The following is a 24,240-nucleotide window of genomic DNA, read 5'->3' on the forward strand; positions in this document are numbered from 1 at the left end:
TCCACCGCCTCCCCGACCAGCTCCGCCCGAATCTCCGCCTCGTCTTCGTCGGCACGGCCGCCTCGACCCGCTCGGCGCGCTTGGGCACTACTACGCGCATCCCGGCAACCGCTTCTGGCGCGCGCCGTATGATCACGCCGCGGCGCTATCAGCCGGGCGAGTTTGCATCACTGCTCGCACTCGGGATCGGCTTCACCGATCTCTCCAATTCGGCCACCTCGACAAATTCCCGCTCCGCGCCTATTCTGAATCCATGAACATCATTCGCCGCACGCTGGACATCGACGCCGACACCGACGCGCGTTTGCGCGAGATGGCCGACGAGCGCGGGCAGGATGTCGCCGCCGTGCTCGCGGAGGCCGTGGCGCTGCTCGATTCCGTGGTCGATATTGCCGGCCCCGATGTCGCCGAGGACCGCCGGCGGCTGGATGAATTCCGCAAGAGCCGCGCCGCCGTGCCGCTCAACGAGGTGAAGGACTGGGTCGCGAGCTGGGGATCGGCGAAGGAGCTGCCGCGACCGGTGGCGCGCAAAATCGGATGATCCTGCTTTCGCCCGACGCCGTCGAGGACGTCGAGCGATTGCGCCTTTTCCTCGATCAACACAGCCCGGCCGCCGCGCAGCGCGCGCTCGCGTCGATCTGGCGGGCGATCGAGCGGCTAGAGGAGTTTCCAGATCTGGGCACGCAGACCGAAGATGCCGAGCTTCGCCAGATCGTGGTCCGCTTTGGCGCGTCCGGTTACATCGTGCGTTATGCCGTGTTGGTGGAAGCGAAAGACATCCTGATCACGCGGATTTGGCATGGCCGCGAAGCCCGCAAGGCGGACGAGTGAGCGCAGCCACGGACGATTGACTTGCTTGAAACCCACCGCCTCCCCGACCAGCTCCGCTCGGGCCTCCGCCTCGTCTTCGTCGGCACCGCCGCCTCGACGCGCTCGGCCGAGCTCGGGCACTACTACGCCCATCCCGGCAACCGCTTCTGGCGCGCGATCCATGAGGCCGGGATCACGCCGCGGCGCTATCAGCCGAGCGAGTTCGCTTCCCTGATCGATCTCGGGATCGGCTTCACCGATCTCTGCAAGACGGGCGCCGGGATGGATCATCAGATCGTGGCGGAGACGATCGACGTGCCGGGCTTCAGGGCGAAGATGGAGACTTATCGGCCGCGGACGATTGCGTTCACGAGCAAGAAGGCGGCGAGCTTGTTTTACGGCCGGCCGTCGCGCGGGATTGCGCTGGGGCGGCAGCCGCGCGAGGGGAGCTTGCCGGAGATTTTTGTGCTGCCGTCGCCGTCGGGCGCGGCGTCGGGGAGTTGGACCATCAGGCCGTGGCGCGAGCTGGCGGCGTGGATTGCTTCGTAGGGTGGGTTAGCTGCGCGGCGGCGCGAAGCGCGGTCGCGCGGCGTAACCCATCGCTTCGGTCGCCGCGGTCGCCGCAAGTGGTGGGTTACGCCTTGCGCCGTTCCGTGTTGACGGACCGCGCTCGTGAGCGGCTAACCCACCCTACGCAACGCATCACTCCTCGAACAATTCCTTGAACAGCGTCTTCGCGCGTTCGAGGCCTTCGTCCGTGAACACCACCGACTTCACCTTGCCGACGGGATCGTCGATCATGCCCTTGTCATGCAGGCGGCCAAGCACGCCCCAATCAAAACCCTTCCACGCCCGATAGCCATCGTGCAGGGTCAGATAGAGCAGAGCGAGCGCCGCGTCGTCGATCTTGTCCGTGTTGATGGCCATATCGACCTCCTTTCGAACCGTGTTGCGGCCATCCTATTCGGCGATCGACAATCTGCAACGGCGCTAGCCGCCGTAGTCGAAGAGCGAAGGCGGAAAGAGGGCCCACCACCTGTCGCGATCATGAAGAGATTGTGGGCACGGCGCTTCTGCGCCTTTGCCCACCCTATGGCACCTTGCCTAGCGCATCGTGATCGCAAGCCCCGAGAGATCGGCGTTCGCCATCAGGCCGACCTGGTGACCGGTCAGCTCCAGCACCGCGCCCTTCTGGTTGGTCAGCACGATGGCGCGGGCGCCGCGGCCGACGGCGAGGCCGGCACCGGCGGCGCCGTAGACGCCGGCGACGTCGGAGGGGCGGTTGATGTTGCTGACGCGGCCGCGCAGCACGGTCTTGGAGCCGCCGAACACCAGGCCGTAGTCGAGCCCGCCGGTGGAGAGCGCGTAGGTGCGGCCGCGGAAGTTGAGCACGCCCGAGCCGCCCGATCCGCCGATGATCCAGCCCGCCTTGTAGATCGTCAGCGTCACGAAACCGCTGTCGGCCCGCGCCGCGGTCGAGAGGCCGGCAAGTGCGGCAATGGCGACCAGCGCGGCGCGAAGGGTGGATGCAAGCTTCATGGGGGTCTCCGGGGCTGTTTCTGAGGGGGATTCGAATCAGACGCGGCGAATTTATCTGATCGATCGGGGCGGCAACATGATGAGAGGCGGCGTCAATCCGGGCATGACAGCGGAGCTTGGGGCCGAACCCAGTCCACCATGCCATCCTGCTCCTGCTTTGCCCGACGGAGCAATGGCAATTTCGACATTTCAGCATTCCAAAAAGCCGATGATTTCCGCTGGACTCCTACTGTGCATGGGGTTGTTTTCGCATTTTTTGGTTTGAGGCCCCCTCGCCTGCCGCTACGCTTGCGGCATCAGCGACTATCCTTCGAGGTGATCCCATGCCGATCCAGCATTTCGCGCCCCCGCCGCACGTCAAGGCGCCGCCGCTGTCCTTTGCGACGCGGGTCGGCGATCTCCTGTTCGTCTCGGGCATTCCGGGCTTCGATGCCGACGGCGCGCTGCCTGACGGCTTCGAGGCGCAGTTCGCCAATGTCGTCGTCAACATCAAGCGCGTGCTGGACGAGGCCGGGGCCGGCATCCGCGACCTCGCCAAGGTCAACGTGCTCCTGACCCGCGCCTCCGACGTCGCCGCCATGAACGCGCTCTATGCCGGCGCCTTCGGCCCGCCGCCCTATCCGGCGCGCACCACCTGCGTGGTGCAGGCGCTGCCGAGACCGGAGATGCTGATCGAGATCGAGGCGGTGGCCTCGCTGGCCAAGTGAGGCTCAAAGAAGTGAGGTTCAAATAAGGGCCATGTCAGGCTCACGTCAGCTGGCTGTGGCCCGCAGGGCACGCGGCCGAACCGAATGCGCAAGGCAGGGCTGACATGTCCGTGAGTGGCGGCTCACTCGCTTGCAAAGGACCTGCTTTTACCGCACGAGTTTTTCCGGTCCATATCCCAAAGGAGTTATTTCATGCGTCGCCTTCTCGCGCTCAGTGCCGTTGCCGGCATCGCCAGTTCCGTGTTCGCCGTGCCCGCCTCCGCGAAGGTCGGCTATTACGTGATCCGCTGGGACAACACCGGCATCTGCCAGGTCTGGAACGAGGACCTGCAGATGAAGCCGCTCCAGATCGGGACCTCGACCTACAAGGTCGTCAGCAAGTCGTTCCCGACCTTCCAGCAGGCGTCCGACCTCCAGATCAAGATGCGCGGCGAGCGCCGCTGCACGCTTTAGAGGCACCGCAACAGACGCGGATTTCAAGGGCGGATCGCGCAGGCGGTCCGCCCTTTGTCTTTGACAGGACCGCGCATTTTTCCGTCCCCGACCGGCCGTCTCCCGCGCGCGTCCGTTGAACCTGAGCGGCAGGCGGAACTACTCACATCTTGTCCGGGGCGCATCGACCACGAGCGTCCGGCACCCGCCCTCCCCGTCATTGCCGGGAGGCGCATCACATCATTTATTTTGAGGAGCTGATCATGCGTCGTATTTCCCTGCTGTGCGCCGCCGCCGGCCTTGCCGTCACCGCCTTCGTCGCGGCGAGCCCCGCCGAGGCCGGCTATCACCTGATCCGCTGGCAGGACAGCGGCTTCTGCCAGATCTGGGACGAGAGCATCCCGACCACGCCGTGGCCGGCCGGCTATCACCGCGCCAGCCCGAGCGTCGCGACCTTCATCGACGCACTCGCGGTGAAGGACGCCGCGCTCAAGAGCGGCAGCTGCAAGTGGTAAGGTAATCGATCGGCGGACGAAGAACCGGGCAAGGACCTCAGCGTCCTTGCCCGTTCTGTTTTTCGAAGGGTTGAGACGCTCACGCGTCCTTGTGCGCGCCGGGATGGATCAGGATATCGCGCGCGGCGGCGAGGTCGATGAAGCCTTGCGCGCTGCCGCCGTGATCGGGATGCATGCCCTTGGCGGCGCGGCGATAGGCCTGGTTGATGTCCTCGCAGGTCAGCTGCACCGCGAGCGGGAGGCCGAGCATCCTGCGGGCGTGATCCTCGCGGGAGAGCTTCTTCGGCATGGCGTTGCGGCGGCCGAAGCGCGGCGCGGTCAGATCATGGACGACCTCGAGCACCACGCCGAGGCGGCGCTGCGCCGCCAGCGTCACGCCGTGATCGTCGTTGCCTGCCGCCTGGCGCAGCACCGGAAGCGCCTGCTCCGCCGCCTGGCGCAGCGTGACGTCGACGCTCATCCGCACGATCTCGGCCACGAGCCGGCCCGCCTCGGCGAAGTCGGCGGATGGCGCCGACCGCAGCCGTTCAAGGGCGAGTTTCCAAGAGTCCAGCCGGGAGTCGAGCCGTTCCATCATGCGCGCAACGTTTAGCAATCACGATCAGTATGCCAAGGCTGCCGTTTCCGGCCCCTTAATTTCGAGTTAGCGTTTCGTGAAACTTCGAAACGAAATCGGGAGGAAAATGTCATGGCCTTGCTCGCAAACCACATCGCCGTCGTCACGGGCGCCGGTTCCGGCATCGGCCGCGCCATCGCCGCCGGCTATGCGCGCGAGGGCGCGCAGGTGGTGCTGCTCGACGTCAATTCCGACACCGTCGCGGAGGCCGCGCAGGAGATCCGGAATTCGGGCGGCAAGGCCGAGAGCTTTGCGCTGGACGTTACCCGGCGCGAGGACTGCTTCGCGCTGGCCAGCCAAGTCGCCGACAAGGTCGGGCAGGTCTCGATCCTCGTCAACAATGCCGGCATCACCCGCCGCAACGCCTTCACCGCCGAGACCGAGACGGTGGCGAAGGACTGGAACGACATCATCTCGCTCAACCTCAACGGCGTCTTCAACATGACGCAGGCCTTCCTCGCCCCCTTGCGCGCCAGCAAGGGCCGCATCGTCAACATCGGCTCGATCCAGTCCTTCGTGCATCTGCGCACGCCGAGCTCGGCGGCCTACACCACCTCGAAGCACGGCGTGCTCGGCTTCACCAAGGCGCTCGCCGTCGAGCTCGGCAAGGAGGGCGTGCGCGTCAACGCCATCGGGCCGGGCTTCATCGAGACCAACATCAACGCCAACGTGCGTGCGACCAATCCGGCGCTGGTGCAGGCCTTCGTCGACCACACCCCGCTGGCGCGCACCGGCAAGCCCGAGGATATCGTCGGACCCGCGCTCTTCCTCGCCTCGGACCTGTCGGCCTATGTCACCGGAACGATCGTGATGGTGGACGGCGGCTATCGGACGGTGTGACCGGATTCATCACGAAGCCGCCGCCAATCGCGGCGGCTTCGCGGCATTCCTGAGGTCATCTGGTGCGGCGTCCCGCAATTAACCTTTCATTAACCAAACCCGCTCACCGTAGATCTACGGCTTGGGGGTCGTTTGTTCTCGATCCGCTTCCAACGATGGAAGCGGGCGTTGATCGGGGAGTGTATCGATGACCACTGTTCACGTCGCCGCGTCCGAGCCGGGCGCCCAATTTCTTGCCCCTAACCAGATCGTTCCACTGCTGATCGGCGCCACCGTCGACGAGGTCGAACGCGAGCTCGTGCTGCAGACGCTGGCGCGCTGCGACGGCAACCGCACCCGCGCCTCGCGCGTACTCGGCCTGTCGGTGCGCACGCTGCGCAACAAGATCAAGCTCTATGCCGCATCCGGCATCGAGGTGCCTGCCTATCAGGACTAGCGCGTGGGCCGCGCGCATCGACGTTGACCCGCGTCGCGCGATGCGCGGGCGCGGAATTGCTGCTGTCGTCAAACGCCGCTAAGTAGCTTGCTTCGGGTTAAGGGAGCAGTGGCGTGGCAGACGATCAAGGACGACGGCCGGGACCTCAAGGCCCGCGCGGACGGCAGGGCGAGCCGGGACGGCCTGGGCCGCAGGGTCATCCGGGACGGCGCGGGCCCGACGGTGCGCGCGGCAAGCCGGGGCCGCAGGGCAAGCCGGGGCCGCTCGGAAAGGCCGGCCCGCCTGGCAAGCCCGGTCCGCAAGGCAAGCAGGGCGAAGCCGGCCCGCGCGGGCCAGTCGGCGCGCAGGGACCTGCCGGACCGCAGGGGCCGACGGGGCCGCAAGGCCCGCGCGGCGAGCCGGGGCCTGCCGGTCAGCTGCCCTCGATCGAGCAGGTGCTGCCGTGGCTCGACCAACTCTTCGATGCCTGGGACGAGCGCCGCCGTCAACGCGAGCGCGAGGCCGCCGAGCGGGAAGCGCTGGCGGCCGCCGTTCAGGAGCCCGATGAAGCCATTGTTGACGAGAGCCACGACGGCGACGGGCACAAGAAAAAGAAGAAAAAGAAGAAGCACGTCGACGAAGACTAGCAGCATCGCGGTGCCCCGGACGCAGCGCGGCATGCAATGCTGCGCTGCTGAGCCGGGGCCCATATTACCGAGACCTGCGCCGACGATGACTGGGTCCCGGCTCTGCAGGGCGGCACTTCGCGCCGCACCGCGTCCGGGACACGAGAAAGATCAGGACGCGCCGGACGCATCGTCCTTGTGCGGCAGCAAGCCCATGCGCTCGAACTGCCAGCGCATGGCGCGATACCAGAGATAGCCGACCGCCGCGCCGCACAGGGCAAGGATGATCACCTGGGCGCTCGAGAACGAGCCGCTCCACCACATCATCCACGCCGTCCATAGCAGCGTGAGAACGATGGCACCTGCTTTCAGAGGAAGAAGGGGGCGGCTCATGATCGTGCTCCCGGGCTGTCAAAACCCCGGTGGACATCATGGCAAGGCCGGGCCGCCCATACCGTGAGCCAGATCACGGAAGGAGTGGCGGCGCTGCCAAAGCGCGATGAGACTTGGATGAATCGCCATCGCGCTTGAGGGTGTTGATTGGGCATGATCTTGCTCTAGCCGAACCGCAGCCGCGAGCGCTCCCTGGCCCGCTCCGCCTCGACCTCGCGGTCGCGCGCCGGCGCATGGGTGTGCAGCGAGCTCAGCAATCTTCGCGCGGCCTCCGAGACTTCCGCCACCGCACGGTCGAACGCCGCCTCATTGGCCTGCGACGGCTTGTTGAAGCCGGACAATTTTCGCACGAATTGCAGCGCGCTGGCATGGATCTCGTCCTCCGTCGCCGGCGGCTCGAAATTGAACAGCGTCTTGATGTTGCGGCACATGCAGGCCTCTCTTCGGATGTTTCCATGAAGACGATCGGCGGAGCCGAAATCCTACATCCTTCCCCGCATTTCTGCTAAGTTCCATCGCAACGCGGCCACTGACGAGCCGCAACGGGGAGAGAGACATGAGAGACATGAAGGTGCTTTGCGCCGCGCTATCGACCGTCCTGTTGTCCTTTTCGATGTCTGCGACGGCCGCAGATCGTCCCGCCCCCCGGCAGGGCGACTGGATCGCCAAGGATTTCAAGTTCCACACCGGCGAGGTCATGCCTGAACTGAAGCTGCATTACACCACGGTCGGCGAGCCCTCGGGCCAGCCGGTGCTGGTGCTGCACGGCACGGGCGGCTCGGGCACCGGCATGCTGGGACCTTCCTTCGGCGGCGAGCTGTTCGGCCCCGGGCAGCCGCTCGACGCCGCCAAGTACTACATCATCCTTCCCGACAGCATCGGCCACGGCAAATCGTCGAAGCCGTCCGACGGCATGAAGACGAACTTTCCGAAATACAATTACGACGACATGGTCGAGGCGCAGTACCGCCTGGTGACGGAGGGCCTCGGCGTCAAGCATTTGCGGCTCGTCATCGGCAATTCGATGGGCGGCATGCACACCTGGCTGTGGGGCGTGAAATATCCGAAGGCGATGGACGCGCTGATTCCGATGGCCTCGCAGCCGACCGAGATGGCCTCGCGCAACTGGATGATGCGGCGGATCATGCTCGACACCATCCGCAACGATCCCGACTACAATGGCGGCAACTACACCGGCCAGCCGCGCATGATGAAGTACGCCGTCACAGCCTACGGCATCGCCAGCATCGGCGGCACGCTCGCCTATCAAGCGCAGGCCCCGACCGCGGCCAAGGCCGACAAGATGGTCGACGACCGGCTCGCGACGCCGATCACGGCAGATGCCAACGACTTCGTCTACCAGTGGGAGTCCTCGCACGACTACAATGCCGGCGAGAAGCTGGAGGCCATCGAAGCGTCGCTGCTCCTGATCAATTCCGCCGACGACGAGCGCAATCCCCCCGAGACCGGCATCACCGAGGCGGCCATGAAGCGGGTCAAGAACGGCAAGTTGTATCTGATCCCTGCCAGCGCCGAGACGCGCGGCCACGGCACCACCGGCAATGCGAAGTTCTACAGCGAGCAGATCAGGCAATGGCTGGAGAGCACGCCCCAGCAAACCATGGAATCGGCGCGCCGCTGATTTTGCAACGCATCATGTGCGACGCGTCGGCGCCGCATATTATTTGAGCATGCAATGCGCTGAGAGCTCGGGCTTAATCGCGCCAACGAATCCGAATCGACGCGCGGGACGATTGCGCGCCGATGCACGACACGCGACGAGGAGGACCGCATGCGCAGCCTCGCATTGTGCGTTTGGCTGGCCGCGATGACGGCGCTGACGAGCGCCGCGTTCGCGCGCGACAACGGTCAATACGACCATGTTCCGCCTGACATCCGCGCCTGGTTCAAGAGCGTCATCGCGCCGAACGGCGTGCCCTGCTGCGACATCTCCGACGGCCATCGTACCGAGTACGACGTGCGCGGCGGCGTCTATTGGGTGCCGATCGAAGGACAATGGATGGAGGTGCCCGGGCGCGCGGTGATCCGCGATCAGGGCAATCCGGTCGGCCAGGCCGTGGTGTGGTACGTCCACCACCGCGGCGCCATCATCATCAGCTGCTTCGTGCCGGCGGACGCGGTATAACGCGCCTTGATCGATTCCATTGGCTGGCAACGGGCCGATCGGGTAGGTTGCCGCCAATCCGATGCGGAGGCACGCCTTTGACCGATCTTTGCGCCGAAGACCTCGCCACCATCTATGCCAAGCCGAGCCCGCGCGTGATCGCGAAAGCGCGTCCCGCGATCGACGCGCATGCGAAGAAGTTCATCGAGATGTCGCCGTTCTGCGTGCTCGCGACATCGGGAGCGGACGGCAGCGTCGATGCCTCGCCGCGCGGGGGCGGCATCGGCTTCGTCCACGTCGCCGGTCCCAACCAGCTGTTGATGCCCGACCGCTCCGGCAACAACCGGATCGACAGCTTCCGCAACGTCGTCGAGGGCTCGGGCTTCGTGCAGCTGTTGTTCTTCGTTCCCGGCATCGACGAGACGCTGCGCGTCGGCGGGCGCGGCACGCTCTCGGCCGATCCGGACCTGCTCGCGTCCATGATCGAGTTCGGCAAGCCGCCGCGGGCGGTGCTGAACGTCGCCGTGAGCGAAGTCTATTTCCACTGCGGCAAGGCGCTGATGCGCTCGAAGCTATGGTCGTCGGACAAGGTGCAGCGCTCGGTGATGCCGAGCATCGTCACGGTCATTCACGACCAGACCGGCCTCGGCGAACCGGCCAGCCAGGAGACCGTGGAAGAGCTCTACAAGACGCAGTTGTAGTGGGGCGTGGTTCCGCAAACGAACCGTCATGCCCGGGCTTGTCCCGGGCATCCACGTCTGTGTCGCGCGGCAACACGTGGATGGCCGGGTCAAGCCCGGCCATGACGAATGGATGGGCCAGAGCCAGGGCCTAATGCCCCTCGCCCTCGAGCCCGCCGACGTGCTTCTGGGTGTAGAGTTCGAGGCCGATGCGGCCGATCAGGTCGAGCTGGGTTTCGAGGAAGTCGATGTGGTGCTCCTCGTCGCTCATCAGCTTCTCGAACAGGTCGCGCGTGACGTAGTCCTTGGCGCCGTGGCAGTAGGTCGCCGCCTCCTGATAGAGCGCCCGCGCGCTCATCTCGGCGGCGAGATCGCACTCGATGATCTCCTTGACGTTCTGGCCGATGCGCAGCGGATCGAGCACCTGCATGTTCGGGAAACCGTCGAGGAACAGGATGCGCGCGGTGAGCTTGTCGGCATGCTCCATCTCCTCGATCGATTCCTTGCGCCAGACCTTGGCCATGTCGAGGAGGCCCCAATTGTCGAGGAAGCGATAGTGCAGCCAGTACTGGTTAATCGCAGTCAGTTCGTGACGCAGCGCCTTGTTGAGATAGTCGATGACTTTTGCGTCGCCCTGCATGGTTCACTCCAGCTCTTGCATTCCAAATCGGCCCTAACCGAATTTAGAATGGTTCTAAGTCAATTTGCGGATGAGGGCAACTGGCTACCGAGACGCAACCGGGGAAAAGCTCTGCCGATCCGGCGGGAAGACGTCAGCAGGCCGCGAGGGCGAACTGGACGGGCGCGGCCGTCTCGTCATTGGCGGCCATCGTGTGGCTGTGCGGGCAACCGGCACAGCAGGACTGGGCGCAGGGGCCAAGGGCTTCGTCGATGATGGTCTTGATCGTCCGCGCACAGCGGCCGCATTCGGCGCTGCAGCCGAGGCATCCATAGACCTGCTTGGCATGGCGCACGGCGTCGTCGGACTCGGCGACGGCGGCGCGGATGTCGTCATCGCTCAGCACGTTACAGGAACAAACGATCATGGAAGCGGCAGGCCCTTCGGTGATGCGTCATCATCGATATTTAACGGGCCGCCCGGATGCAAAGGGAAAAACCGGTATTTTAAGCTATTCCAAACTGGCCCACGGACAGCCTAGAAGGACTTCAAAACCCGGCGTTGCGGTGGATCAAGATTAGAGCGGATCTAGTCGCCGCCGCCGCCCCCACCACCGTCGCCGCCACCTCCACAATCCCCGCCACCGCCGCCGTTGTCGCTGCTGGAACAAGTGCCGCTATCGGTCGAGTTCCCCGTGCTGTCGCCGGAAAACCAGCTGCCCAGCGAGAAGCCGTCATTTGTCCCGCTGTAGGAGGTCTCGCTGCTGCTCCCGCCGTCGCCACCGGCTCCGGCACGCGAGCGTCGGCGGCGATTCTGGAGGTGGACCAGCCAGCCGTAGCCGATCGCAGAGACAGCCCCCGCTGCGATCAGTGCATTCATCATCGCGTTGCCCATCGTCGCTTCCTGGCAGACCCGGTTCACATCAATTGGTCGCGCCCGGCAAAGGGGCCGTTCATTGATCATTCAAGCGAAGTATGGAACTCTGCCGCAAAGGGTTCCAGCGTGTTTGTACGAAAGGTCCAAGCCAATGAAGAAATTGCTCCTGGCGGTCGCAGCCGTCGCGACCCTGGCCGTGGCGGCCGGAACTCCGGCGCACGCCCAGCGCGGCGTCGCCGCGGGCGTAGCCGCCGGCATCATCGGCGGCGCAATTGTCGGCGGCGCGCTGGCCTCTCCGTATTATTACGGACCCGGTCCGGGCTATTACGAACCCGGCTATTACCCGCCCCGCTATTATGCGCCGGCTCCCGGCTATGTCGCCGACGGCTATTATGGCCGCGGATATTATGGCGGCGGCTGCGTCTGGCAGAAGCAGCGTTTCTGGGACGGCTATGCCTGGCGCATCCGCCGCGTCAGGGTCTGTGGCTGAGCCGCCTCCAACCGGCTCACTGCGACGGCTTCAGCTGCACCGGTTCACTACGGATACGCTGTTCATCTCGGGGCCTGAAAAACACCGCTTTTTCTCGTCACAGCTCCGTGTGCGTTTACCGTGGATTGACCATTTGCGCGCTTCCTAGCCGGACGGCCAATTCCATCAGAGTGTGCGTGAACCTTTGAAACCCGGGCGCCTCTAACCAGAGGACCCATCTCCCAGGAGAGCCCTGAGCATGAAGAAGACTCTAGTTGCCGCCCTCACGGTCGCGACGGTCGCCGGTTCGCTGGTCACCGCCACGCCGTCCGCGAAAGCCGGCGACGTCGGCGCCGGCATCGCGGCCGGCCTGATCGGTGGCGCCATTGTCGGCGGCGCGATCGCCTCGAGCCGTCCCGCCTATGGCGGTCCCGTCTATATCGCCGAGCCCCCGCCGCCCGCGCCCTGCTACTGGCGTCGTGAGCGCTATTGGGATGGCTACGGCTGGGTCAGCCGTCCGGTTCGCGTCTGCTACTGATCTGATCGCCTGATCTGATCGCTTTGGCGCATGCGCGCCGCGATCGGGAAGCCCGGCCGAGAGCATCGGCCGGGCTTTTCTTTTGCCGCTTCGCTAGCGCGCCGCCTGGATCGAGCGGAGGACCTCTTCGCTCGGCCAGCAATCGACCTTGAGGCCCGCCGACTTCTGATAGGCGCCCAGCGCTGCACGCGTCTGCATGCCGGCCTTGCCGTCGATCTTGTCCTTGTAGAGTCCGATCCGCGTCAGCCCGCGCTGCATGGTCTCGACGTCCTTGGTGCGCAACTGCTTCGAGGCCGACCAGGGCGTTGCGAACGGCAGCGGGCTGGTCATGCGGTCGCTGAGATGGCCGACGAACAGCACATAAAGGTCGGAGAAATTGTATTCCTTGATGACGAAGTAGTTCTTGGTGGTCAGGAATGACGGGCCGTAGATGCCCTCGGGCTGCAGCAGCGAGGCCGGCTGGGCCTGCTCCGCCGCGCTCAGGCGCTGGCCACGCACCGGCACGAAGCCTTCGCGCAGCCACTGGCCGATCGGCTTCGTCACCTCGGGTACGCCAGCGGTGCAATCGACCTTTGCGGGCGCCTGCACTTCGTAGGCCCAGCGCACGCCGCTCTGCCAGCCCTTGTTGGCGAGCTGCTGCGCGGCCGAGGCCAGCGCATCCGGCACCGAGTGCCAGATGTCGATGCGGCCGTCGCCGTCGAAATCGACGCCGTGCTTGTAATACTCCGATGGCAGGAACTGCGTGAGTCCGGTGGCGCCCGCCCAGGACGAGCGCATGTCCTTGCGCGTCACCACGCCCTCGCCGAGGAGCTTCAGCGCAAGGATGAACTCGGTGCGGTATTGATCCTTGCGCCGCCCCACATAGGCCTGGGTCGCCAGCACGCGGACCAGATCGTAAGGCAGCGTGTAGCGGCCATAATCGGTCTCGCGGCCCCAGATCGCCAGCATCACGGTGGCCGGCACGCCGGACTTCTTTTCGATCTCGCTGAGCACGGCGCGATGCTTTTGCAGCAGCCGCTGCCCCTCGCCGGCCAGCCGCGCGATCGAGGATTCCCTGACGTAATCCGCCGGCACCTGCACGAACTCGGCTTGCGACGGCGCGCCCGTCGCGGGGCGCCCGGGCAGGATCAGGTCGGGCAGCTTGTAGTCCGGCTCGAGCCCGCGCGTCTGCGCATCGAAGGTCGTGCGCGAGACGCCTTCGGCCTGCGCCTCCGGCCAGAGCGAAGCGATGAACTGGGTAAAGGCGGCATCAGCGGCGCGGGCGGACGACCAGCCGCAGGTGACCGCGATCATCGCAGCGATGAGCGCCCGCCGCATCATGCCGCCGTCACCGCGTCAGCTTCTTGTACTTCATGCGGTGCGGGATGATGCTGTCCTGGCCGAGCCGGCGCATCTTGTCCTTCTCGTAGTCCTGGAAGTTGCCCTCGAACCATTCGACGTGGCTGTCGCCTTCGAAGGCCAGGATGTGGGTCGCGATACGGTCGAGGAACCAGCGATCATGGCTGATGATGACGGCGCAGCCGGCAAAATCCTCCAGCGCCTCTTCGAGCGCGCGCAGCGTGTCGACGTCGAGGTCGTTGGTCGGCTCGTCGAGCAGCAGCACGTTGGCGCCGGACTTCAGCATCTTGGCCAGATGCACGCGGTTGCGTTCACCGCCGGAGAGCGCACCGACCTTCTTCTGCTGGTCCGCACCCTTGAAGTTGAACGACGAGCAATAACCGCGCGAATTCACCTCCTTCTTGCCGAGCAGGATCAGCTCGTTGCCGCCGGAGATTTCCTCCCACACGGTCTTCTTGCCGTCGAGCGCATCGCGCGACTGGTCGACATAGCCGAGATGCACGGTCTCGCCGATCGTGATGGTCCCAGCGTCCGGCTTCTCCTGGCCGGTGATCATCCTGAACAACGTGGTCTTGCCGGCGCCGTTCGGACCGATCACGCCGACGATGCCGCCGGGCGGCAGCTTGAAGGTGAGATTGTCGATCAGGAGGCGATCGCCGAAGCCTTTGCTGAGCCCATCGAAATCGACCACGTTGGCGCCGAGCCGTTCGGCAACGGGAATGATGATCTGCGCGGTCTGGGTCTGCTTCTCGCTCGCCTTCTTGAGCAGTTCCTCATAGCGCTGGTAGCGCGCCTTGGACTTGGCCTGGCGCGCTTTCGGCGAGGACGCGACCCATTCCTGCTCGCGGGCCAGCGTCTTCTGGTGCGCTACGTCCTCGCGTCCCTCCTGCTCCAGGCGCTTCTGCTTCTGCACCAGCCAGGACGAGTAATTGCCCTCATAGGGAATGCCGCGGCCGCGGTCGAGCTCGAGGATCCAGCCCGTGACGTTGTCGAGGAAGTAGCGGTCGTGGGTCACGATCAGGATCGCGCCGGGATAGTTGCGCAAATGGCCTTCCAGCCACGACACCGACTCGGCGTCGAGATGGTTGGTCGGTTCGTCCAGCAGCAGGAGTTCGGGCTGGTCGAGCAGCAGCTTGCAGAGCGCGACGCGGCGGCGCTCGCCGCCGGAGAGCTTGGTCACGTCGGCATCGTCGGGTGGACAGCGCAGCGCGTCCATGGCCTGGTCGACCTTGCTGTCGAGATCCCAGAGGCCCTGGGCCTCGATCTCGTCCTGCAGCTTGGTCATCTCGTCGGCGGTCTCTTCCGAGTAGTTGACCGCAAGCTCGTTGTAGCGGTCGAGGATGGCCTTCTTCTTGGCGACGCCCAGCATGACGTTCTCGCGCACCGAGAGCGCAGGGTCGAGCTGCGGCTCCTGCTCGAGATAGCCGACGCGGGCGCCCTCGGCGACCCAGGCCTCGCCGGTGTATTCCTTGTCGAGGCCGGCCATGATCCTGAGCAGGGTCGACTTGCCCGAGCCGTTGACGCCGAGCACGCCGATCTTGGCGTCCGGGTAGAACGACAGATGGATGTTATCGAGCACCTTGCGGGTCGGGTAGCTCTTGGTCAGGCCCTGCATGAAGTAGATGAACTGGCGCGCCATCGGTCCCGAAAACCTTCGATTTGAGGAAATTTGCTTTGCCAGCGATGTAGCGAGCCCGTCCCAAAAGGGCAACGTTTTCCGTCCGTTCACCACTGGTGATTACGGACCGGACACCATCCGGCCACCGATCCGGACAATTGAAACCATCTTTTAATAAATCAGGCCGAAAGCTCGGTTTCGCGCGCGGAAACAGCGCCACCGCTCAGAACGAACGGGAGCACAGCGAGGCCGCATCATGGCTCTGATCGAGACCCATTCTCTTCCTGTTCCGGCAGAAGCCGGCCACGTCTCCGACTTCGCCTCGGAGATCAGGGGATTCTGGAAGCGCTTCTTCGCCACCGCCTTCAATCCCTACCGGCCTGAGCTGCACTACATGCGCGGCCCCGGACCCGCCTGGCGCGCCAAGCACGGCATGGATGCGCCGTTCCGCCTGAAGCCCCGCGACCTCTAAAGCCCGCTCTGCTGTCGGATTCTTGAAGACGCAGACGGCTTGCGCGCTGCTGCGATTGCGCGCAACCATGGCCCGGTCCGACGATGGCGCTCGTCCAGCGCCCTCACCCCTCGCCATGGATGAACGCTGATGAGCCGGCTGCGCTGTGCAATTCTCGACGATTATTTCAACCTCGCGCTCGATGTTGCCGACTGGCAGAGACTGTCCGACCGCATCGACGTCACCGTGTTCAGCCACCCCTTCGCTTCGGAGCAGGCCGCCGCCAGCGCGCTGGCCGACTTCGAGATCATCTGCGCGATGCGCGAGCGCACCGCTTTCCCCAAGAGCCTGTTCGAGAGCTTGCCGAAGCTGAAGCTGCTCTTGACCTCCGGCATGCGCAACGCCGCGATCGACATGGAAGCTGCGAAGGCGCGCGGCATCGCCGTCGGCGGCACGCAATATTCCCGCGATCCCACCGCGCCGCTGGCCATGGGCCTGATCCTGGAGCTGACCCGCGGCATTGGCCGTGAGAATGCGCGCATGCATGCCGGCGAGCCCTGGCAGACCTTTGCCGGCGTCGAGATCGAGGGCATGACGCTCGGAATCGTCGGGCTCGGCAAGCTCGGCAGCAAGATGGCCGGGATCGCCAAGGCGTTCGGCATGAACGTGATCGCCTGGAGCCCGAACCTGACGCCGGAGAAATGCGCGGGCTCCGGCGTCGGCTACGCCACCAAGGAGGAGCTGTTCGCCAGGGCCGACATCGTCACCATCCATGTCGTGCTGAGCGAGCGCTCGCGCGGTCTCGTCAGCCGCGACGACCTGGCCCGGATGAAGCCGACGGCATTCCTCGTCAACACCGCGCGCGGGCCGATCGTGGACGAGCAGGCGCTGCTCGAGGCGTTGCAGCAGCGCAGGATCGCGGGCGCCGGCCTCGACGTGTTCTCGGTCGAGCCGCTGCCGGTCGAGCATCCCTTCCGCAAGCTCGACAATCTCGTGCTGACGCCGCATCTCGGCTACGCCACCAAGGATGGTCTTGGCATCCATTACGGCCAGATGGTCGAGGCGATCGATGCTTTCACCGCGGGCGCAGAGCTGCCGCGCAGGCTGGCCTGAAACGATGAAAGGCGTGCCGATGGCACGCCCTTCGCTCTATCAGATTTCTTGTAGCGCTTAGCGTACGGTCACCGGGGCAGGCAGCGGCGGCACCACCGTCGGCTGCGTCCCGGGGACCGGACCAGCCTGGGCCGACATCGGAGCCGGACCAGCTGCACCGGATGTGGCAGCGCCGGGCGTCGGCGCAGCCGAGGCGGTCGCCGTTCCCGGCGGTGGGCCACCGGGGAGCACGACGACGCGGGTGCCGACCTTGACGCGATCGAACAGGTCGGAGACGTCCTCGTTCAGCATGCCGATACAGCCCGACGAGACGAACTTGCCGATGGTCGAGGGCTGGTTGGTGCCGTGGATGCGGTAGACGGTCGAGCCGAGATACATCGCGCGGGCGCCGAGCGGATTGCCGGGGCCGCCGGCCATGAAGCGCGGCAGATAGGGCTGGCGCTCGATCATCTCGGTCGGCGGATGCCAATCCGGCCACTCGGCCTTGCGGGTGATCTTCTGCACGCCGGTCCAGGTGAAGCCGTCGCGGCCGACGCGGACGCCGTAGCGGATCGCGCGGCCATTGCCGAGCACGTAGTAGAGATAGGTGTTGGGCGTATCGACCACGAGCGTGCCGGCCGGCTCCTTGGTCTGGAACGAAACCTCCTGGCGGCGCAGGTTCGGCGGCAGCTGCACCGGCGCAGCATCGGGCTGCTCCTCGGGCGGCAGCGCAGCCAGGGTCACAGGGCGACCATCGGTGCCGACGGGCGGCTGGCCGGCCTGGACCGTTCCGGTCGCGGCGGGACCGCCGACGGCCTCCGGCGGACGCAGGCCATCATTGGCAGGAGCCTGCTGGGGGGGACGATCGGCATAAATCACCGCCGGCGGACCGGCGGGGCGGCCATAGCGCGGATCGTCGGGCGACATCACCGGGCCCTGCGGCGGCGCGGCCGAATAGACCGGTGGAGCGCCTGCCGGACGGCCGTAACGCGGATCATCCGGCGACATCACCGGCCCCTGAGGCGGGGCTGCCGAGTAGACCGGGGGCGTGCCGAGCGGGCGGCCATAGCGCGGATCGTCAGCCGGGCCGGGCGGCGGCAATGATGCGTGCGGCAGCCCGTCGTCGTCATCGTCCAGCGCATCGAAATTCGGCGTGCGATCGCCGGGGCGATACTCCGACGGTGCGCCGTAGGCCGGCACCTGCTGGACCGGATAGCTCTGAGCCTGCGCGAGCGAGGTTCCGGCCGCAGCGACCGTTGCGGCAGCGCATATCGTCAGAAAATGTTTGATCATCATCGCTCTTGTATAGTCCCCAAGCCCGATCGGACCGTTAACGGCCAGATGACGGAAGATAGCGGCACATTCAAGACATATCAGGCTTATTTGAGCCGGATTTGCCGTTTTGTGATCCGCAAGACTACCGTTGCCCCGTTGCATCACGGGCCGGAAATCGGATGGCGCCGCGGATTGCCCGTCACGTCAGCTCCGAATTTAACGGAACGGCTCGGAATCGTTGCGGTATGTTCGAATCAGCCTGATTCGCCGCCGATTTGAGCTCCGATCCCCGCGCGGCGAACGCGGCAAACAGTACCGTCACCGCGTTCAGATGGCTCATGGGCCCTGGCACCCCACGCCGCCGGGGCGGAAATCCGCAATCCTTCGATGCTTCCCGGCTTTCGCTTCCTGTTTGCCGCGATCCTGCTGTCAACCTCCATCCTGGTGTTCGGCCTGGGCGCCGCCGCGCTGCTGCGCGCAAGCCATGAGCAGTATGTCAGCAACCCCTCCTGGCGGAACGGCCCGCAGGAGCAGATGTTCGCGCGGGTGTCCGAGCCGGCCCCGCCGGTGCTCGCAATCCTCCGCGCCGAGCCGGAGGTCGCGGCCGACCCCGAGCCGTCGTTGCGCGACCGGGTGCCGACCATTGGACTGCCGGCAACCGAGCCCGAGCCGGAGCAGGTCGCCGCGCTGACCGAGGCTGACGTCCCGGCCCAGGTCGCTGCGCCCGCCACGGACGCGGCGGCCATCGAGCCGGTCGAGTCCGAGACGACGACGGAAGCCGCTGCGCCGGCTCCTGCCGACACGCTCACCCCAGCCGACGCCACGGCGTCGATTCCGGACGCCAAGCTGGACGCCAAGCCTGACGGTCAGCCTGACGCCGCCGCAACCGCCAGCGAGCCGGCACCGGTCGATCCCCATGCCGCCCCCGCCTCCTCGGCGCCCGAGGTCGCTTCGGGGAAGCTGGCTGCGCTAAACGACCCGGCGACGACGGCCGTGAAGGATGCGCCGGCGAAGGCCAAGGCCGAAAGCAAGGTCGAGAGCAAGCCCGACGACAAGGCGACCAAGCGCAAGGCGAAGGCGAAGAAGCGGCAGCGCGTGGTGCGGCGCCCGCCGCCGCAGCAATTGCAGCAGCAGCTGGATCCGTTCGGCCAGCAGCAGCAGCCGGCGTTCGCGACGACGACCGCGCGGACGCGGTGAGGCTCTTGCTTCGCCTCTCCCCGCAAGCGGGGCGAGGGAGCGCACCGTCATCGTGGTGTTACGCCGGACCGGTCGCGATGGCCGGGCCGCCCTCCTGGCCCCATTCCGACCAGGAGCCGTCATAGAGCGCGGTGTCGGTGATCCCGAGGCGGTAGAGCGCGAGCGTCAGCACGCCGGCGGAGACGCCGGAGCCGCAGCTGGTGACGATCGGCGCATCGAGCCTGACGCCGGCGCCCGTGAAGGCGGCGCGCAGATCCTCGAGCGGCTTCATCGTGCCGGTCGCGGCGTCGAACAGCAGATTATACGGCACGTTGCGGGCGCCGGGGATGTGGCCGGAGCGGATGCCCGGACGCGGCTCGGGCGCGCGGCCCTCGAAACGGTCGGCGGCGCGGGCGTCGATCACCTGCTCGGCACGGGTTTCGACATTGGCGATCAGCTGCTGCATGCTGCGCACGCGCTTGCCGTCAAAGCTCGCCTTGAACGCCGCCGGCTTCGGCTTCACCTCGCCGCTCTCCACGGGGCGGCCCTCGGCGCGCCATTTCTTCAGGCCGCCGTTGAGAATGCGCACGTTGTCGTGGCCGAACGCCAGGAACATCCACCACGCCCGCGGCGCGGCGACCCAGCCGCCGGCATCGTAGAGCACGACGGTGTCGGCGTTCGAGATGCCGAGATTGCCGACGTCGCGGCCGAACTGCTCGGCGCTCGGATACATGTGCGGCAGCGGGTTGGAATGGTCCGACACCGCATCGACGTCGAAGAACGCAGCGCCGGGCAGATGCGCGGCGAGATAATCGTCCTTCGGCAGCGGCAGCACGCCCGGCAGCTTGAAGCTGGCGTCGAGGATCTTGACGTTGGCATCGCCGACATGGGCGGCGAGCCATTCGGTGGAGACGAGGGGGTCGGTGGCGGTCATGCGAAGTTACTCTCCAGTCGTCATTGCCGGGCTTGCCCCGGCAATCCATCGTTCTTGAAATGATGGACACGCGGGTCAAGCCCGCGTGTGACAAATTTAGCCCTTCTTCTTCGGCTCCCACTTCTCGACCGGGCCGCCGGCATCGCGCCAGGCGGCGTAGCCGCCGGCGATGTGGGCGACGGGCTTCAGGCCCATGTCCTGCGCGGTCTTGGCGGCGAGCGCGGAGCGCAGGCCGCCGGCGCAGTGGAACACGAACTTCTTGTCCTCCTGGAAGATCGGCTTGGCGTAGGGGCTCTGCGGATCGATCCAGAATTCGAGCATGCCGCGGGTGCAGGCGAAGGCGCCGGGGATACGGCCGTCGCGCTCGATCTCGCGGGGGTCGCGGATGTCGACGATGACGACGTCGCCGTTCTTGGAGATCTCGATGGCGTCCTTGGCGGTGAGCGTCTCGATCTCGGCATTGGCCTCGTCGATCAGCGCCTTGATGCCGCGGGTGATGTTTTGGGGCATGGGTCTTCCCTTCTTTTCTCCGTCGTTCCGGGGCGATGCGCAGCATCGAACCATGGTGCGCACTTGCGCACCTGAGAACCTCGATCGTCACACTCCATCTCGAGATTCCGGATCGGCCGCCTTGCGGCCGTCCGGAATGACGGTGGATGGAGCTAGTGCGTCAATTCCTTCATCGCGGCTTCCAGCCCCTCGATCGTGATCGGATACATCCGGCCCGCGAAGATGCGCTTGATGATGGTGGTGGATTCCGAATAGTCCCAGTGCTTCTGCTGCACCGGGTTCAGCCACACCGCATGCGGATAGGTGCGGATGATGCGGTCGAGCCAGACCGAGCCGGGCTCCTCGTTGACGTGCTCGACCGAGCCGCCGGGCACCATGATCTCGTAAGGGCTCATCGAGGCGTCGCCGACGAACACGATCTTGTAATCGTGCGGGTATTTGTGCAGCACGTCCCAGGTCGGCGTGCGGTCGGTGAAGCGGCGCTTGTTCTGCTTCCACACGCCTTCATACAGGCAGTTGTGGAAGTAGAAATATTCCATGTGCTTGAACTCGCTCTTCGCCGCCGAGAACAGCTCCTCGACCTGCTCGATATGCATGTCCATGGAGCCGCCGATGTCGAAGAACACCAAGAGCTTCACCGCATTGCGCCGCTCGGGGCGCATGTGGACGTCGAGATAGCCGTGATTGGCGGTCTCGCGGATGGTGGTGTCGAGATCGAGCTCGTCGGGCGCGCCGGTGCGCGCGAACTTGCGCAGGCGGCGCAGCGCCACCTTGATGTTGCGGATGCCGAGCTCGACATTGCCGTCGAGATCCTTGAACTCGCGTTTGTCCCACACCTTCACGGCGCGGTTGTTGCGGTTCTTTTCCTGGCCGATGCGCACGCCCTCGGGATTGTAGCCGTGGGCGCCGAACGGCGAGGTGCCTGCCGTGCCGATCCACTTCGAGCCGCCCTGGTGCCGGCCCTTCTGCTCCTCCAGCCGCTTCTTCAAGGTCTCCATGAGCTTGTCCCAGCCCATGGCCTCGATCTGCTTCTTCTCTTCTTCCGTCAGGTATTTCTCGGCGAGCTTCTTCAGCCATTCCTCGGGGATCTCGGCCTTCTCCATGGCGTCCAGGAGGTTTTCCAGCCCCTTGAACACCGTGCCGAAGACGCGGTCGAACTTGTCGAGATTGCGCTCGTCCTTCACCAGCGAGGCGCGCGACAGGTAGTAGAAGTTCTCGACCGAGTAGTCCGCAAGGTCGGCGTCGAGCGCCTCCACCAGCGTGAGGTATTCGCGCAGCGTCACAGGGACCTGCGCGTCGCGCAGAGAGGTGAAGAATTGCAGGAACATGGGTGACAGATTGCCCGTCGGGGGGCGAACGTCAAGGGGCGGAGGCTGCCGCTGGGCGCTGGACCCGGATGCTTTTTGCTCTAGAATTGGCGCCCTCACGGGGTTGTCTTGGGGACGTATGCAATGGGAATTCTCGCAGCGCTCATCATCGGCGCGATCGCAGGCTGGCTTGCCGGCAAGATTGTCCACGGGGCGGGATTTGGGCTGATCGGCAACATCGTCGTCGGCATCATCGGCGCGCTGGTTGCGAGCTGGGTGCTGCCCCAGTTGCACATCCAGCTCGCCACCGGCACGGTCGGCGCGATCGTGGACGCCACCATCGGCGCGGTGATTGTGCTCGTCATCCTTTCGCTGATAAAACGGGTCTGAAAGCCTGACCGAACCAGGAACGGCCGCCATGTGCGGCCGTTCGCTTGTCGTGACCGAGGCAGCGAAATTGGCACTGCCTCACGACGACGACCAACAAGGACGCGCGATGAAATTTACCGGCACCAAGGACTATGTTGCGACCGACGATCTCAAGGTCGCCGTCAACGCCTCGATCGTGCTGGAGCGCCCGCTCCTCATCAAGGGCGAGCCCGGCACCGGAAAGACGGTGCTGGCGGAGGAAGTGGCGAAGGCGCTGAACGCGCCGCTTCTGACCTGGCACATCAAGTCCACCACCAAGGCGCAGCAGGGTCTCTACGAATACGACGCGGTGTCGCGTCTGCGCGACAGCCAGCTGGGCGATGCGCGCGTCTCCGACATCAGGAACTACATCAAGCGCGGCAAGCTGTGGGAGGCGTTCAGCGCCGAGCAGCGCCCGGTGCTCCTGATCGACGAGATCGACAAGGCCGACATCGAATTCCCGAACGACCTCCTGCTCGAGCTCGACCGCATGGAATTCCATGTCTACGAGACCGGCGAGACGATCAAGGCGAAGCAGCGCCCGATCATGATGATCACCTCCAACAACGAGAAGGAGCTGCCGGACGCCTTCCTGCGCCGCTGCTTCTTCCACTACATCAAGTTCCCGGACGCCGACACGATGGGCCGCATCGTCGACGTCCACTTCCCCGGCATCAAGAAGCGCCTGGTGGAGGAAGCCCTGCGCATCTTCTTCGAGGTGCGCGAGGTGCCCGGCCTGAAGAAGAAGCCGTCGACGTCGGAGCTCTTGGACTGGCTCAAGCTGCTGCTCAACGAGGACATGAGCGTCGAGCAGCTGCGCGAGCGCGATCCGCGCAAGCTGATCCCGCCGCTGCACGGCGCGCTGCTGAAGAACGAGCAGGACGTGCATCTGTTCGAGCGGCTGGCGTTCTTGAGCCGGCGGGAAGTCTAAGGTTTCGTGTCCCGGACGCGCTGCAGCGTGCAACGCTGCTGCGCAGAGCCGGGACCCAGGGCAGCACGGATTGCTCGGAGATGTTGCTCGAAGACATGGGCCCCGGCTCTGCAGCGCACCGCAAGGGCGCTGCGCTGCGTCCGGGGCACGAGAGCGGAGCTGGCGCGAGCCTGCCTCCAAACCGTCATTGAGAGCATCGGCGTCAATCTCCGACGTGCACTCGTAGGATGGGTAGAGCGGAGCGAAACCCATCGCACATCCACCTCGCGGAAACATGATGGGTTTCGCTCCGCTCTACCCATCCTACGACGACATTGGCTCGCAGACACACCTTCGCAGCCTCGCGGCGCATCTCGCCCGAGCTTTGCGTTCATTCCTCGCCCCAAAAGAAAGAGGGCGCAGGGAAGGCCGGGCGCCGACGGGCACCCGCGGTCTGCCGCGCGAAAAGCACACGCGAAAAAGACCGCACAGCAGCATACAGGTGTCGCCGAACGCTCGGCCTTCCCTGCGCGATGGTTGGACGGCTTATGCCGTGCTCTCCCGGGAGCCGAACTTTCCTTCTGGCCTCCCTCGCCCCGCGAATTGGATGATGCAGTCTGCCCGGTTGGGCTCGCTCGCACCTCCGCGGAAGCTTGACCGTAGCAACGACGGCCAGGACCACACGGTTTTGCCGTACGCAGCTCATCCGGCTTCGCCAGGAGGCTTCGCCGGACTTCAGCGCCGCTCGTCCGCACGAAGCCTCGGGCTCACAGGGACTACCCGCCCTGCCCGCGCCTCTCGCGCACAACGCTGCCGCGTCCACCGCAACCCGGCCCGCGTTTCGAACGACTCGCGAACCGCCCCTCTTCGTGGGCCGGGCTGCGTCGATCTATGCCGCAATTCCGAATTTCGGTAAAGTGGAATATTTTTGCGAGGAGGGGTTGACTGCCGAGCGACACAGCAAGCTTGTCGGGTGGGCAAAGGCGCACTTGCGCCGTGCCCACCACCTCTACAACATCGC

General features: G+C 65.6%; 34 protein-coding genes and 1 pseudogene. 20 read left to right on the plus strand and 15 right to left on the minus strand.

Annotated elements, in window-relative coordinates:
* Positions 1-2: 2 nt before the first annotated feature.
* From K410_RS41100 to K410_RS0129005, 4 genes and pseudogenes are all read left to right on the plus strand, one after another.
* A pseudogene (locus K410_RS41100) lies at positions 3-239 on the plus strand (uracil-DNA glycosylase family protein); the annotation flags it as partial.
* Positions 240-253: 14 nt separating this feature from the next.
* Positions 254-541, plus strand: a complete 288-nt coding sequence (locus tag K410_RS0128995; protein ID WP_028138123.1) for a hypothetical protein — start codon at positions 254-256, stop codon at positions 539-541.
* The gene (locus K410_RS0129000) at positions 538-831 is read left to right on the plus strand and encodes a type II toxin-antitoxin system RelE/ParE family toxin (RefSeq protein WP_028138124.1); all 294 of its coding nucleotides are present in this window, start codon (positions 538-540) and stop codon (positions 829-831) included. Before K410_RS0128995 ends, K410_RS0129000 begins: the two co-directional genes overlap by 4 nt.
* A 21-nt stretch (positions 832-852) precedes the next feature.
* Positions 853-1,359: a mismatch-specific DNA-glycosylase gene (locus tag K410_RS0129005; protein ID WP_196236078.1), complete on the plus strand. Its 507-nt coding sequence runs from the start codon at positions 853-855 to the stop codon at positions 1,357-1,359.
* 153 nt (positions 1,360-1,512) lie between these two features.
* Here K410_RS0129005 and K410_RS0129010 read toward each other — a convergent pair whose 3' ends face one another.
* Both K410_RS0129010 and K410_RS0129015 read right to left on the minus strand, forming a co-directional pair.
* A complete protein-coding gene (locus K410_RS0129010; protein WP_028138126.1) occupies positions 1,513-1,737 on the minus strand; it encodes a DUF6429 family protein in 225 nt (74 codons plus the stop codon).
* A 177-nt stretch (positions 1,738-1,914) separates the two neighbouring features.
* Positions 1,915-2,349, minus strand: a complete 435-nt coding sequence (locus tag K410_RS0129015) for a hypothetical protein (RefSeq protein WP_028138127.1) — start codon at positions 2,347-2,349, stop codon at positions 1,915-1,917.
* A 323-nt stretch (positions 2,350-2,672) separates the two neighbouring features.
* Between K410_RS0129015 and K410_RS0129020 the strand changes: the two genes are divergently transcribed.
* The 3 genes from K410_RS0129020 to K410_RS0129030 all read left to right on the plus strand — a co-directional run bounded on the left by K410_RS0129020 (position 2,673) and on the right by K410_RS0129030 (position 4,003).
* The gene (locus K410_RS0129020; protein WP_028138128.1) at positions 2,673-3,056 is read left to right on the plus strand and encodes a RidA family protein; all 384 of its coding nucleotides are present in this window, start codon (positions 2,673-2,675) and stop codon (positions 3,054-3,056) included.
* A gap of 192 nt (positions 3,057-3,248) precedes the next feature.
* Positions 3,249-3,509: a hypothetical protein gene (locus K410_RS0129025; RefSeq protein WP_028138129.1), complete on the plus strand. Its 261-nt coding sequence runs from the start codon at positions 3,249-3,251 to the stop codon at positions 3,507-3,509.
* Positions 3,510-3,751: 242 nt separating this feature from the next.
* Positions 3,752-4,003 (plus strand): hypothetical protein, encoded by a 252-nt coding sequence (locus K410_RS0129030; RefSeq protein ID WP_028138130.1) that lies wholly within the window; start codon positions 3,752-3,754, stop codon positions 4,001-4,003.
* 79 nt (positions 4,004-4,082) lie between these two features.
* Here K410_RS0129030 and K410_RS0129035 read toward each other — a convergent pair whose 3' ends face one another.
* Entirely contained in the window at positions 4,083-4,580 is a 498-nt protein-coding gene (locus K410_RS0129035) for a molecular chaperone DnaJ (RefSeq protein ID WP_028138131.1), read from the minus strand.
* A 111-nt stretch (positions 4,581-4,691) separates the two neighbouring features.
* Between K410_RS0129035 and K410_RS0129040 the strand changes: the two genes are divergently transcribed.
* The 3 genes from K410_RS0129040 (at position 4,692) to K410_RS38740 (ending at position 6,521) form a co-directional block, all read left to right on the plus strand.
* A complete protein-coding gene (locus K410_RS0129040; protein ID WP_028138132.1) occupies positions 4,692-5,459 on the plus strand; it encodes an SDR family NAD(P)-dependent oxidoreductase in 768 nt (255 codons plus the stop codon).
* A gap of 187 nt (positions 5,460-5,646) precedes the next feature.
* A complete protein-coding gene (locus tag K410_RS0129045; protein ID WP_028138133.1) occupies positions 5,647-5,895 on the plus strand; it encodes a helix-turn-helix domain-containing protein in 249 nt (82 codons plus the stop codon).
* Positions 5,896-6,008: 113 nt separating this feature from the next.
* A complete protein-coding gene (locus tag K410_RS38740; protein ID WP_028138134.1) occupies positions 6,009-6,521 on the plus strand; it encodes a collagen-like domain-containing protein in 513 nt (170 codons plus the stop codon).
* 150 nt (positions 6,522-6,671) lie between these two features.
* Here the strand turns inward: K410_RS38740 and K410_RS0129055 are convergent, their stop codons facing one another.
* Positions 6,672-6,893 carry a hypothetical protein gene (locus K410_RS0129055; RefSeq protein ID WP_028138135.1) on the minus strand — a complete coding sequence of 74 codons (222 nt, stop codon included), beginning with the start codon at positions 6,891-6,893 and terminating at the stop codon, positions 6,672-6,674.
* 164 nt (positions 6,894-7,057) lie between these two features.
* Complete coding sequence (locus K410_RS0129060) at positions 7,058-7,324, minus strand: DUF2277 domain-containing protein (RefSeq protein WP_028138136.1); 267 nt, start codon at positions 7,322-7,324, stop codon at positions 7,058-7,060.
* 134 nt (positions 7,325-7,458) lie between these two features.
* Between K410_RS0129060 and K410_RS0129065 the strand changes: the two genes are divergently transcribed.
* From K410_RS0129065 to K410_RS0129075, 3 genes are all read left to right on the plus strand, one after another.
* Positions 7,459-8,535 carry an alpha/beta fold hydrolase gene (locus K410_RS0129065; RefSeq protein WP_028138137.1) on the plus strand — a complete coding sequence of 359 codons (1,077 nt, stop codon included), beginning with the start codon at positions 7,459-7,461 and terminating at the stop codon, positions 8,533-8,535.
* A 150-nt stretch (positions 8,536-8,685) separates the two neighbouring features.
* Entirely contained in the window at positions 8,686-9,039 is a 354-nt protein-coding gene (locus K410_RS0129070) for a hypothetical protein (RefSeq protein ID WP_028138138.1), read from the plus strand.
* A gap of 77 nt (positions 9,040-9,116) precedes the next feature.
* Positions 9,117-9,719, plus strand: a complete 603-nt coding sequence (locus K410_RS0129075; RefSeq protein WP_028138139.1) for an MSMEG_1061 family FMN-dependent PPOX-type flavoprotein — start codon at positions 9,117-9,119, stop codon at positions 9,717-9,719.
* A gap of 130 nt (positions 9,720-9,849) precedes the next feature.
* On the opposite strand, the gene bfr is transcribed toward K410_RS0129075, so the two are convergent.
* The 3 genes from bfr to K410_RS0129090 form a co-directional block, all read right to left on the minus strand.
* On the minus strand, positions 9,850-10,338 hold the full coding sequence (gene bfr, locus K410_RS0129080; protein ID WP_024339472.1) for a bacterioferritin: 489 nt from the start codon (positions 10,336-10,338) through the stop codon (positions 9,850-9,852).
* A 133-nt stretch (positions 10,339-10,471) separates the two neighbouring features.
* Positions 10,472-10,744: a (2Fe-2S)-binding protein gene (locus tag K410_RS0129085; RefSeq protein WP_028138140.1), complete on the minus strand. Its 273-nt coding sequence runs from the start codon at positions 10,742-10,744 to the stop codon at positions 10,472-10,474.
* Between the two features lie 161 nt (positions 10,745-10,905).
* Positions 10,906-11,211, minus strand: coding sequence for a hypothetical protein (locus tag K410_RS0129090; protein ID WP_028138141.1), 306 nt, complete (start codon positions 11,209-11,211; stop codon positions 10,906-10,908).
* Between the two features lie 133 nt (positions 11,212-11,344).
* Between K410_RS0129090 and K410_RS0129095 the strand changes: the two genes are divergently transcribed.
* Positions 11,345-11,683: a hypothetical protein gene (locus K410_RS0129095; protein WP_028138142.1), complete on the plus strand. Its 339-nt coding sequence runs from the start codon at positions 11,345-11,347 to the stop codon at positions 11,681-11,683.
* Positions 11,684-11,921: 238 nt separating this feature from the next.
* Entirely contained in the window at positions 11,922-12,200 is a 279-nt protein-coding gene (locus K410_RS0129100; RefSeq protein WP_028138143.1) for a hypothetical protein, read from the plus strand.
* A 93-nt stretch (positions 12,201-12,293) separates the two neighbouring features.
* Here K410_RS0129100 and K410_RS0129105 read toward each other — a convergent pair whose 3' ends face one another.
* A complete protein-coding gene (locus tag K410_RS0129105; RefSeq protein ID WP_028138144.1) occupies positions 12,294-13,520 on the minus strand; it encodes a lytic murein transglycosylase in 1,227 nt (408 codons plus the stop codon).
* 7 nt (positions 13,521-13,527) lie between these two features.
* Positions 13,528-15,177 carry an energy-dependent translational throttle protein EttA gene (gene ettA / locus K410_RS0129110; protein WP_028138145.1) on the minus strand — a complete coding sequence of 550 codons (1,650 nt, stop codon included), beginning with the start codon at positions 15,175-15,177 and terminating at the stop codon, positions 13,528-13,530.
* Between the two features lie 235 nt (positions 15,178-15,412).
* On the opposite strand from ettA, the gene K410_RS0129115 reads away from it, so the two are divergent.
* Positions 15,413-15,628 carry a hypothetical protein gene (locus tag K410_RS0129115; RefSeq protein WP_028138146.1) on the plus strand — a complete coding sequence of 72 codons (216 nt, stop codon included), beginning with the start codon at positions 15,413-15,415 and terminating at the stop codon, positions 15,626-15,628.
* A gap of 129 nt (positions 15,629-15,757) precedes the next feature.
* Positions 15,758-16,720, plus strand: a complete 963-nt coding sequence (locus tag K410_RS0129120) for a D-2-hydroxyacid dehydrogenase family protein (RefSeq protein ID WP_028138147.1) — start codon at positions 15,758-15,760, stop codon at positions 16,718-16,720.
* A 57-nt stretch (positions 16,721-16,777) separates the two neighbouring features.
* Here the strand turns inward: K410_RS0129120 and K410_RS0129125 are convergent, their stop codons facing one another.
* Both K410_RS0129125 and K410_RS39860 read right to left on the minus strand, forming a co-directional pair.
* On the minus strand, positions 16,778-17,992 hold the full coding sequence (locus K410_RS0129125) for a L,D-transpeptidase (RefSeq protein ID WP_049820452.1): 1,215 nt from the start codon (positions 17,990-17,992) through the stop codon (positions 16,778-16,780).
* Positions 17,993-18,173: 181 nt separating this feature from the next.
* The gene (locus K410_RS39860) at positions 18,174-18,314 is read right to left on the minus strand and encodes a hypothetical protein (RefSeq protein WP_155253740.1); all 141 of its coding nucleotides are present in this window, start codon (positions 18,312-18,314) and stop codon (positions 18,174-18,176) included.
* Between the two features lie 47 nt (positions 18,315-18,361).
* Between K410_RS39860 and K410_RS0129130 the strand changes: the two genes are divergently transcribed.
* On the plus strand, positions 18,362-19,171 hold the full coding sequence (locus K410_RS0129130; RefSeq protein ID WP_049820375.1) for a hypothetical protein: 810 nt from the start codon (positions 18,362-18,364) through the stop codon (positions 19,169-19,171).
* Positions 19,172-19,229: 58 nt separating this feature from the next.
* On the opposite strand, the gene sseA is transcribed toward K410_RS0129130, so the two are convergent.
* The 3 genes from sseA to K410_RS0129145 form a co-directional block, all read right to left on the minus strand.
* Complete coding sequence (gene sseA / locus K410_RS0129135; RefSeq protein WP_028138150.1) at positions 19,230-20,084, minus strand: 3-mercaptopyruvate sulfurtransferase; 855 nt, start codon at positions 20,082-20,084, stop codon at positions 19,230-19,232.
* Positions 20,085-20,180: 96 nt separating this feature from the next.
* Positions 20,181-20,594 (minus strand): rhodanese-like domain-containing protein, encoded by a 414-nt coding sequence (locus K410_RS0129140; protein ID WP_028138151.1) that lies wholly within the window; start codon positions 20,592-20,594, stop codon positions 20,181-20,183.
* Positions 20,595-20,746: 152 nt separating this feature from the next.
* Positions 20,747-21,922 carry a vWA domain-containing protein gene (locus K410_RS0129145; RefSeq protein ID WP_028138152.1) on the minus strand — a complete coding sequence of 392 codons (1,176 nt, stop codon included), beginning with the start codon at positions 21,920-21,922 and terminating at the stop codon, positions 20,747-20,749.
* Positions 21,923-22,045: 123 nt separating this feature from the next.
* Here K410_RS0129145 and K410_RS0129150 point away from each other — a divergent pair, with 123 nt between their 5' ends.
* On the plus strand, positions 22,046-22,291 hold the full coding sequence (locus tag K410_RS0129150) for a GlsB/YeaQ/YmgE family stress response membrane protein (RefSeq protein WP_027519717.1): 246 nt from the start codon (positions 22,046-22,048) through the stop codon (positions 22,289-22,291).
* A 106-nt stretch (positions 22,292-22,397) separates the two neighbouring features.
* The gene (locus tag K410_RS0129155) at positions 22,398-23,240 is read left to right on the plus strand and encodes an AAA family ATPase (RefSeq protein ID WP_028138153.1); all 843 of its coding nucleotides are present in this window, start codon (positions 22,398-22,400) and stop codon (positions 23,238-23,240) included.
* The last annotated feature ends 1,000 nt before the right edge of the window (positions 23,241-24,240 follow it).

Source organism: Bradyrhizobium sp. 22, from assembly GCF_000482425.1.
In the GTDB taxonomy this organism is placed as follows: Bacteria; Pseudomonadota; Alphaproteobacteria; order Rhizobiales; family Xanthobacteraceae; genus Bradyrhizobium; species Bradyrhizobium japonicum_B.

Bases quoted from the DNA above. Each gene is read 5' to 3' on its own strand.
- K410_RS0128995 (WP_028138123.1), top strand. From the start codon at position 254: ATGAACATCATTCGCCGCACGCTGGACATCGACGCCGACACCGACGCG.
- K410_RS0129000 (WP_028138124.1), top strand. From the start codon at position 538: ATGATCCTGCTTTCGCCCGACGCCGTCGAGGACGTCGAGCGATTGCGC.
- K410_RS0129010 (WP_028138126.1), bottom strand. From the start codon at position 1,737: ATGGCCATCAACACGGACAAGATCGACGACGCGGCGCTCGCTCTGCTC.
- K410_RS0129015 (WP_028138127.1), bottom strand. From the start codon at position 2,349: ATGAAGCTTGCATCCACCCTTCGCGCCGCGCTGGTCGCCATTGCCGCA.
- K410_RS0129020 (WP_028138128.1), top strand. From the start codon at position 2,673: ATGCCGATCCAGCATTTCGCGCCCCCGCCGCACGTCAAGGCGCCGCCG.
- K410_RS0129025 (WP_028138129.1), top strand. From the start codon at position 3,249: ATGCGTCGCCTTCTCGCGCTCAGTGCCGTTGCCGGCATCGCCAGTTCC.
- K410_RS0129030 (WP_028138130.1), top strand. From the start codon at position 3,752: ATGCGTCGTATTTCCCTGCTGTGCGCCGCCGCCGGCCTTGCCGTCACC.
- K410_RS0129035 (WP_028138131.1), bottom strand. From the start codon at position 4,580: ATGATGGAACGGCTCGACTCCCGGCTGGACTCTTGGAAACTCGCCCTT.
- K410_RS0129040 (WP_028138132.1), top strand. From the start codon at position 4,692: ATGGCCTTGCTCGCAAACCACATCGCCGTCGTCACGGGCGCCGGTTCC.
- K410_RS0129045 (WP_028138133.1), top strand. From the start codon at position 5,647: ATGACCACTGTTCACGTCGCCGCGTCCGAGCCGGGCGCCCAATTTCTT.
- K410_RS0129055 (WP_028138135.1), bottom strand. From the start codon at position 6,893: ATGAGCCGCCCCCTTCTTCCTCTGAAAGCAGGTGCCATCGTTCTCACG.
- K410_RS0129060 (WP_028138136.1), bottom strand. From the start codon at position 7,324: ATGTGCCGCAACATCAAGACGCTGTTCAATTTCGAGCCGCCGGCGACG.
- K410_RS0129065 (WP_028138137.1), top strand. From the start codon at position 7,459: ATGAAGGTGCTTTGCGCCGCGCTATCGACCGTCCTGTTGTCCTTTTCG.
- K410_RS0129070 (WP_028138138.1), top strand. From the start codon at position 8,686: ATGCGCAGCCTCGCATTGTGCGTTTGGCTGGCCGCGATGACGGCGCTG.
- bfr (WP_024339472.1), bottom strand. From the start codon at position 10,338: ATGCAGGGCGACGCAAAAGTCATCGACTATCTCAACAAGGCGCTGCGT.
- K410_RS0129085 (WP_028138140.1), bottom strand. From the start codon at position 10,744: ATGATCGTTTGTTCCTGTAACGTGCTGAGCGATGACGACATCCGCGCC.
- K410_RS0129090 (WP_028138141.1), bottom strand. From the start codon at position 11,211: ATGGGCAACGCGATGATGAATGCACTGATCGCAGCGGGGGCTGTCTCT.
- K410_RS0129095 (WP_028138142.1), top strand. From the start codon at position 11,345: ATGAAGAAATTGCTCCTGGCGGTCGCAGCCGTCGCGACCCTGGCCGTG.
- K410_RS0129100 (WP_028138143.1), top strand. From the start codon at position 11,922: ATGAAGAAGACTCTAGTTGCCGCCCTCACGGTCGCGACGGTCGCCGGT.
- K410_RS0129105 (WP_028138144.1), bottom strand. From the start codon at position 13,520: ATGATGCGGCGGGCGCTCATCGCTGCGATGATCGCGGTCACCTGCGGC.
- ettA (WP_028138145.1), bottom strand. From the start codon at position 15,177: ATGGCGCGCCAGTTCATCTACTTCATGCAGGGCCTGACCAAGAGCTAC.
- K410_RS0129115 (WP_028138146.1), top strand. From the start codon at position 15,413: ATGGCTCTGATCGAGACCCATTCTCTTCCTGTTCCGGCAGAAGCCGGC.
- K410_RS0129120 (WP_028138147.1), top strand. From the start codon at position 15,758: ATGAGCCGGCTGCGCTGTGCAATTCTCGACGATTATTTCAACCTCGCG.
- K410_RS0129125 (WP_049820452.1), bottom strand. From the start codon at position 17,992: ATGATCAAACATTTTCTGACGATATGCGCTGCCGCAACGGTCGCTGCG.
- K410_RS39860 (WP_155253740.1), bottom strand. From the start codon at position 18,314: ATGAGCCATCTGAACGCGGTGACGGTACTGTTTGCCGCGTTCGCCGCG.
- K410_RS0129130 (WP_049820375.1), top strand. From the start codon at position 18,362: ATGCTTCCCGGCTTTCGCTTCCTGTTTGCCGCGATCCTGCTGTCAACC.
- sseA (WP_028138150.1), bottom strand. From the start codon at position 20,084: ATGACCGCCACCGACCCCCTCGTCTCCACCGAATGGCTCGCCGCCCAT.
- K410_RS0129140 (WP_028138151.1), bottom strand. From the start codon at position 20,594: ATGCCCCAAAACATCACCCGCGGCATCAAGGCGCTGATCGACGAGGCC.
- K410_RS0129145 (WP_028138152.1), bottom strand. From the start codon at position 21,922: ATGTTCCTGCAATTCTTCACCTCTCTGCGCGACGCGCAGGTCCCTGTG.
- K410_RS0129150 (WP_027519717.1), top strand. From the start codon at position 22,046: ATGGGAATTCTCGCAGCGCTCATCATCGGCGCGATCGCAGGCTGGCTT.
- K410_RS0129155 (WP_028138153.1), top strand. From the start codon at position 22,398: ATGAAATTTACCGGCACCAAGGACTATGTTGCGACCGACGATCTCAAG.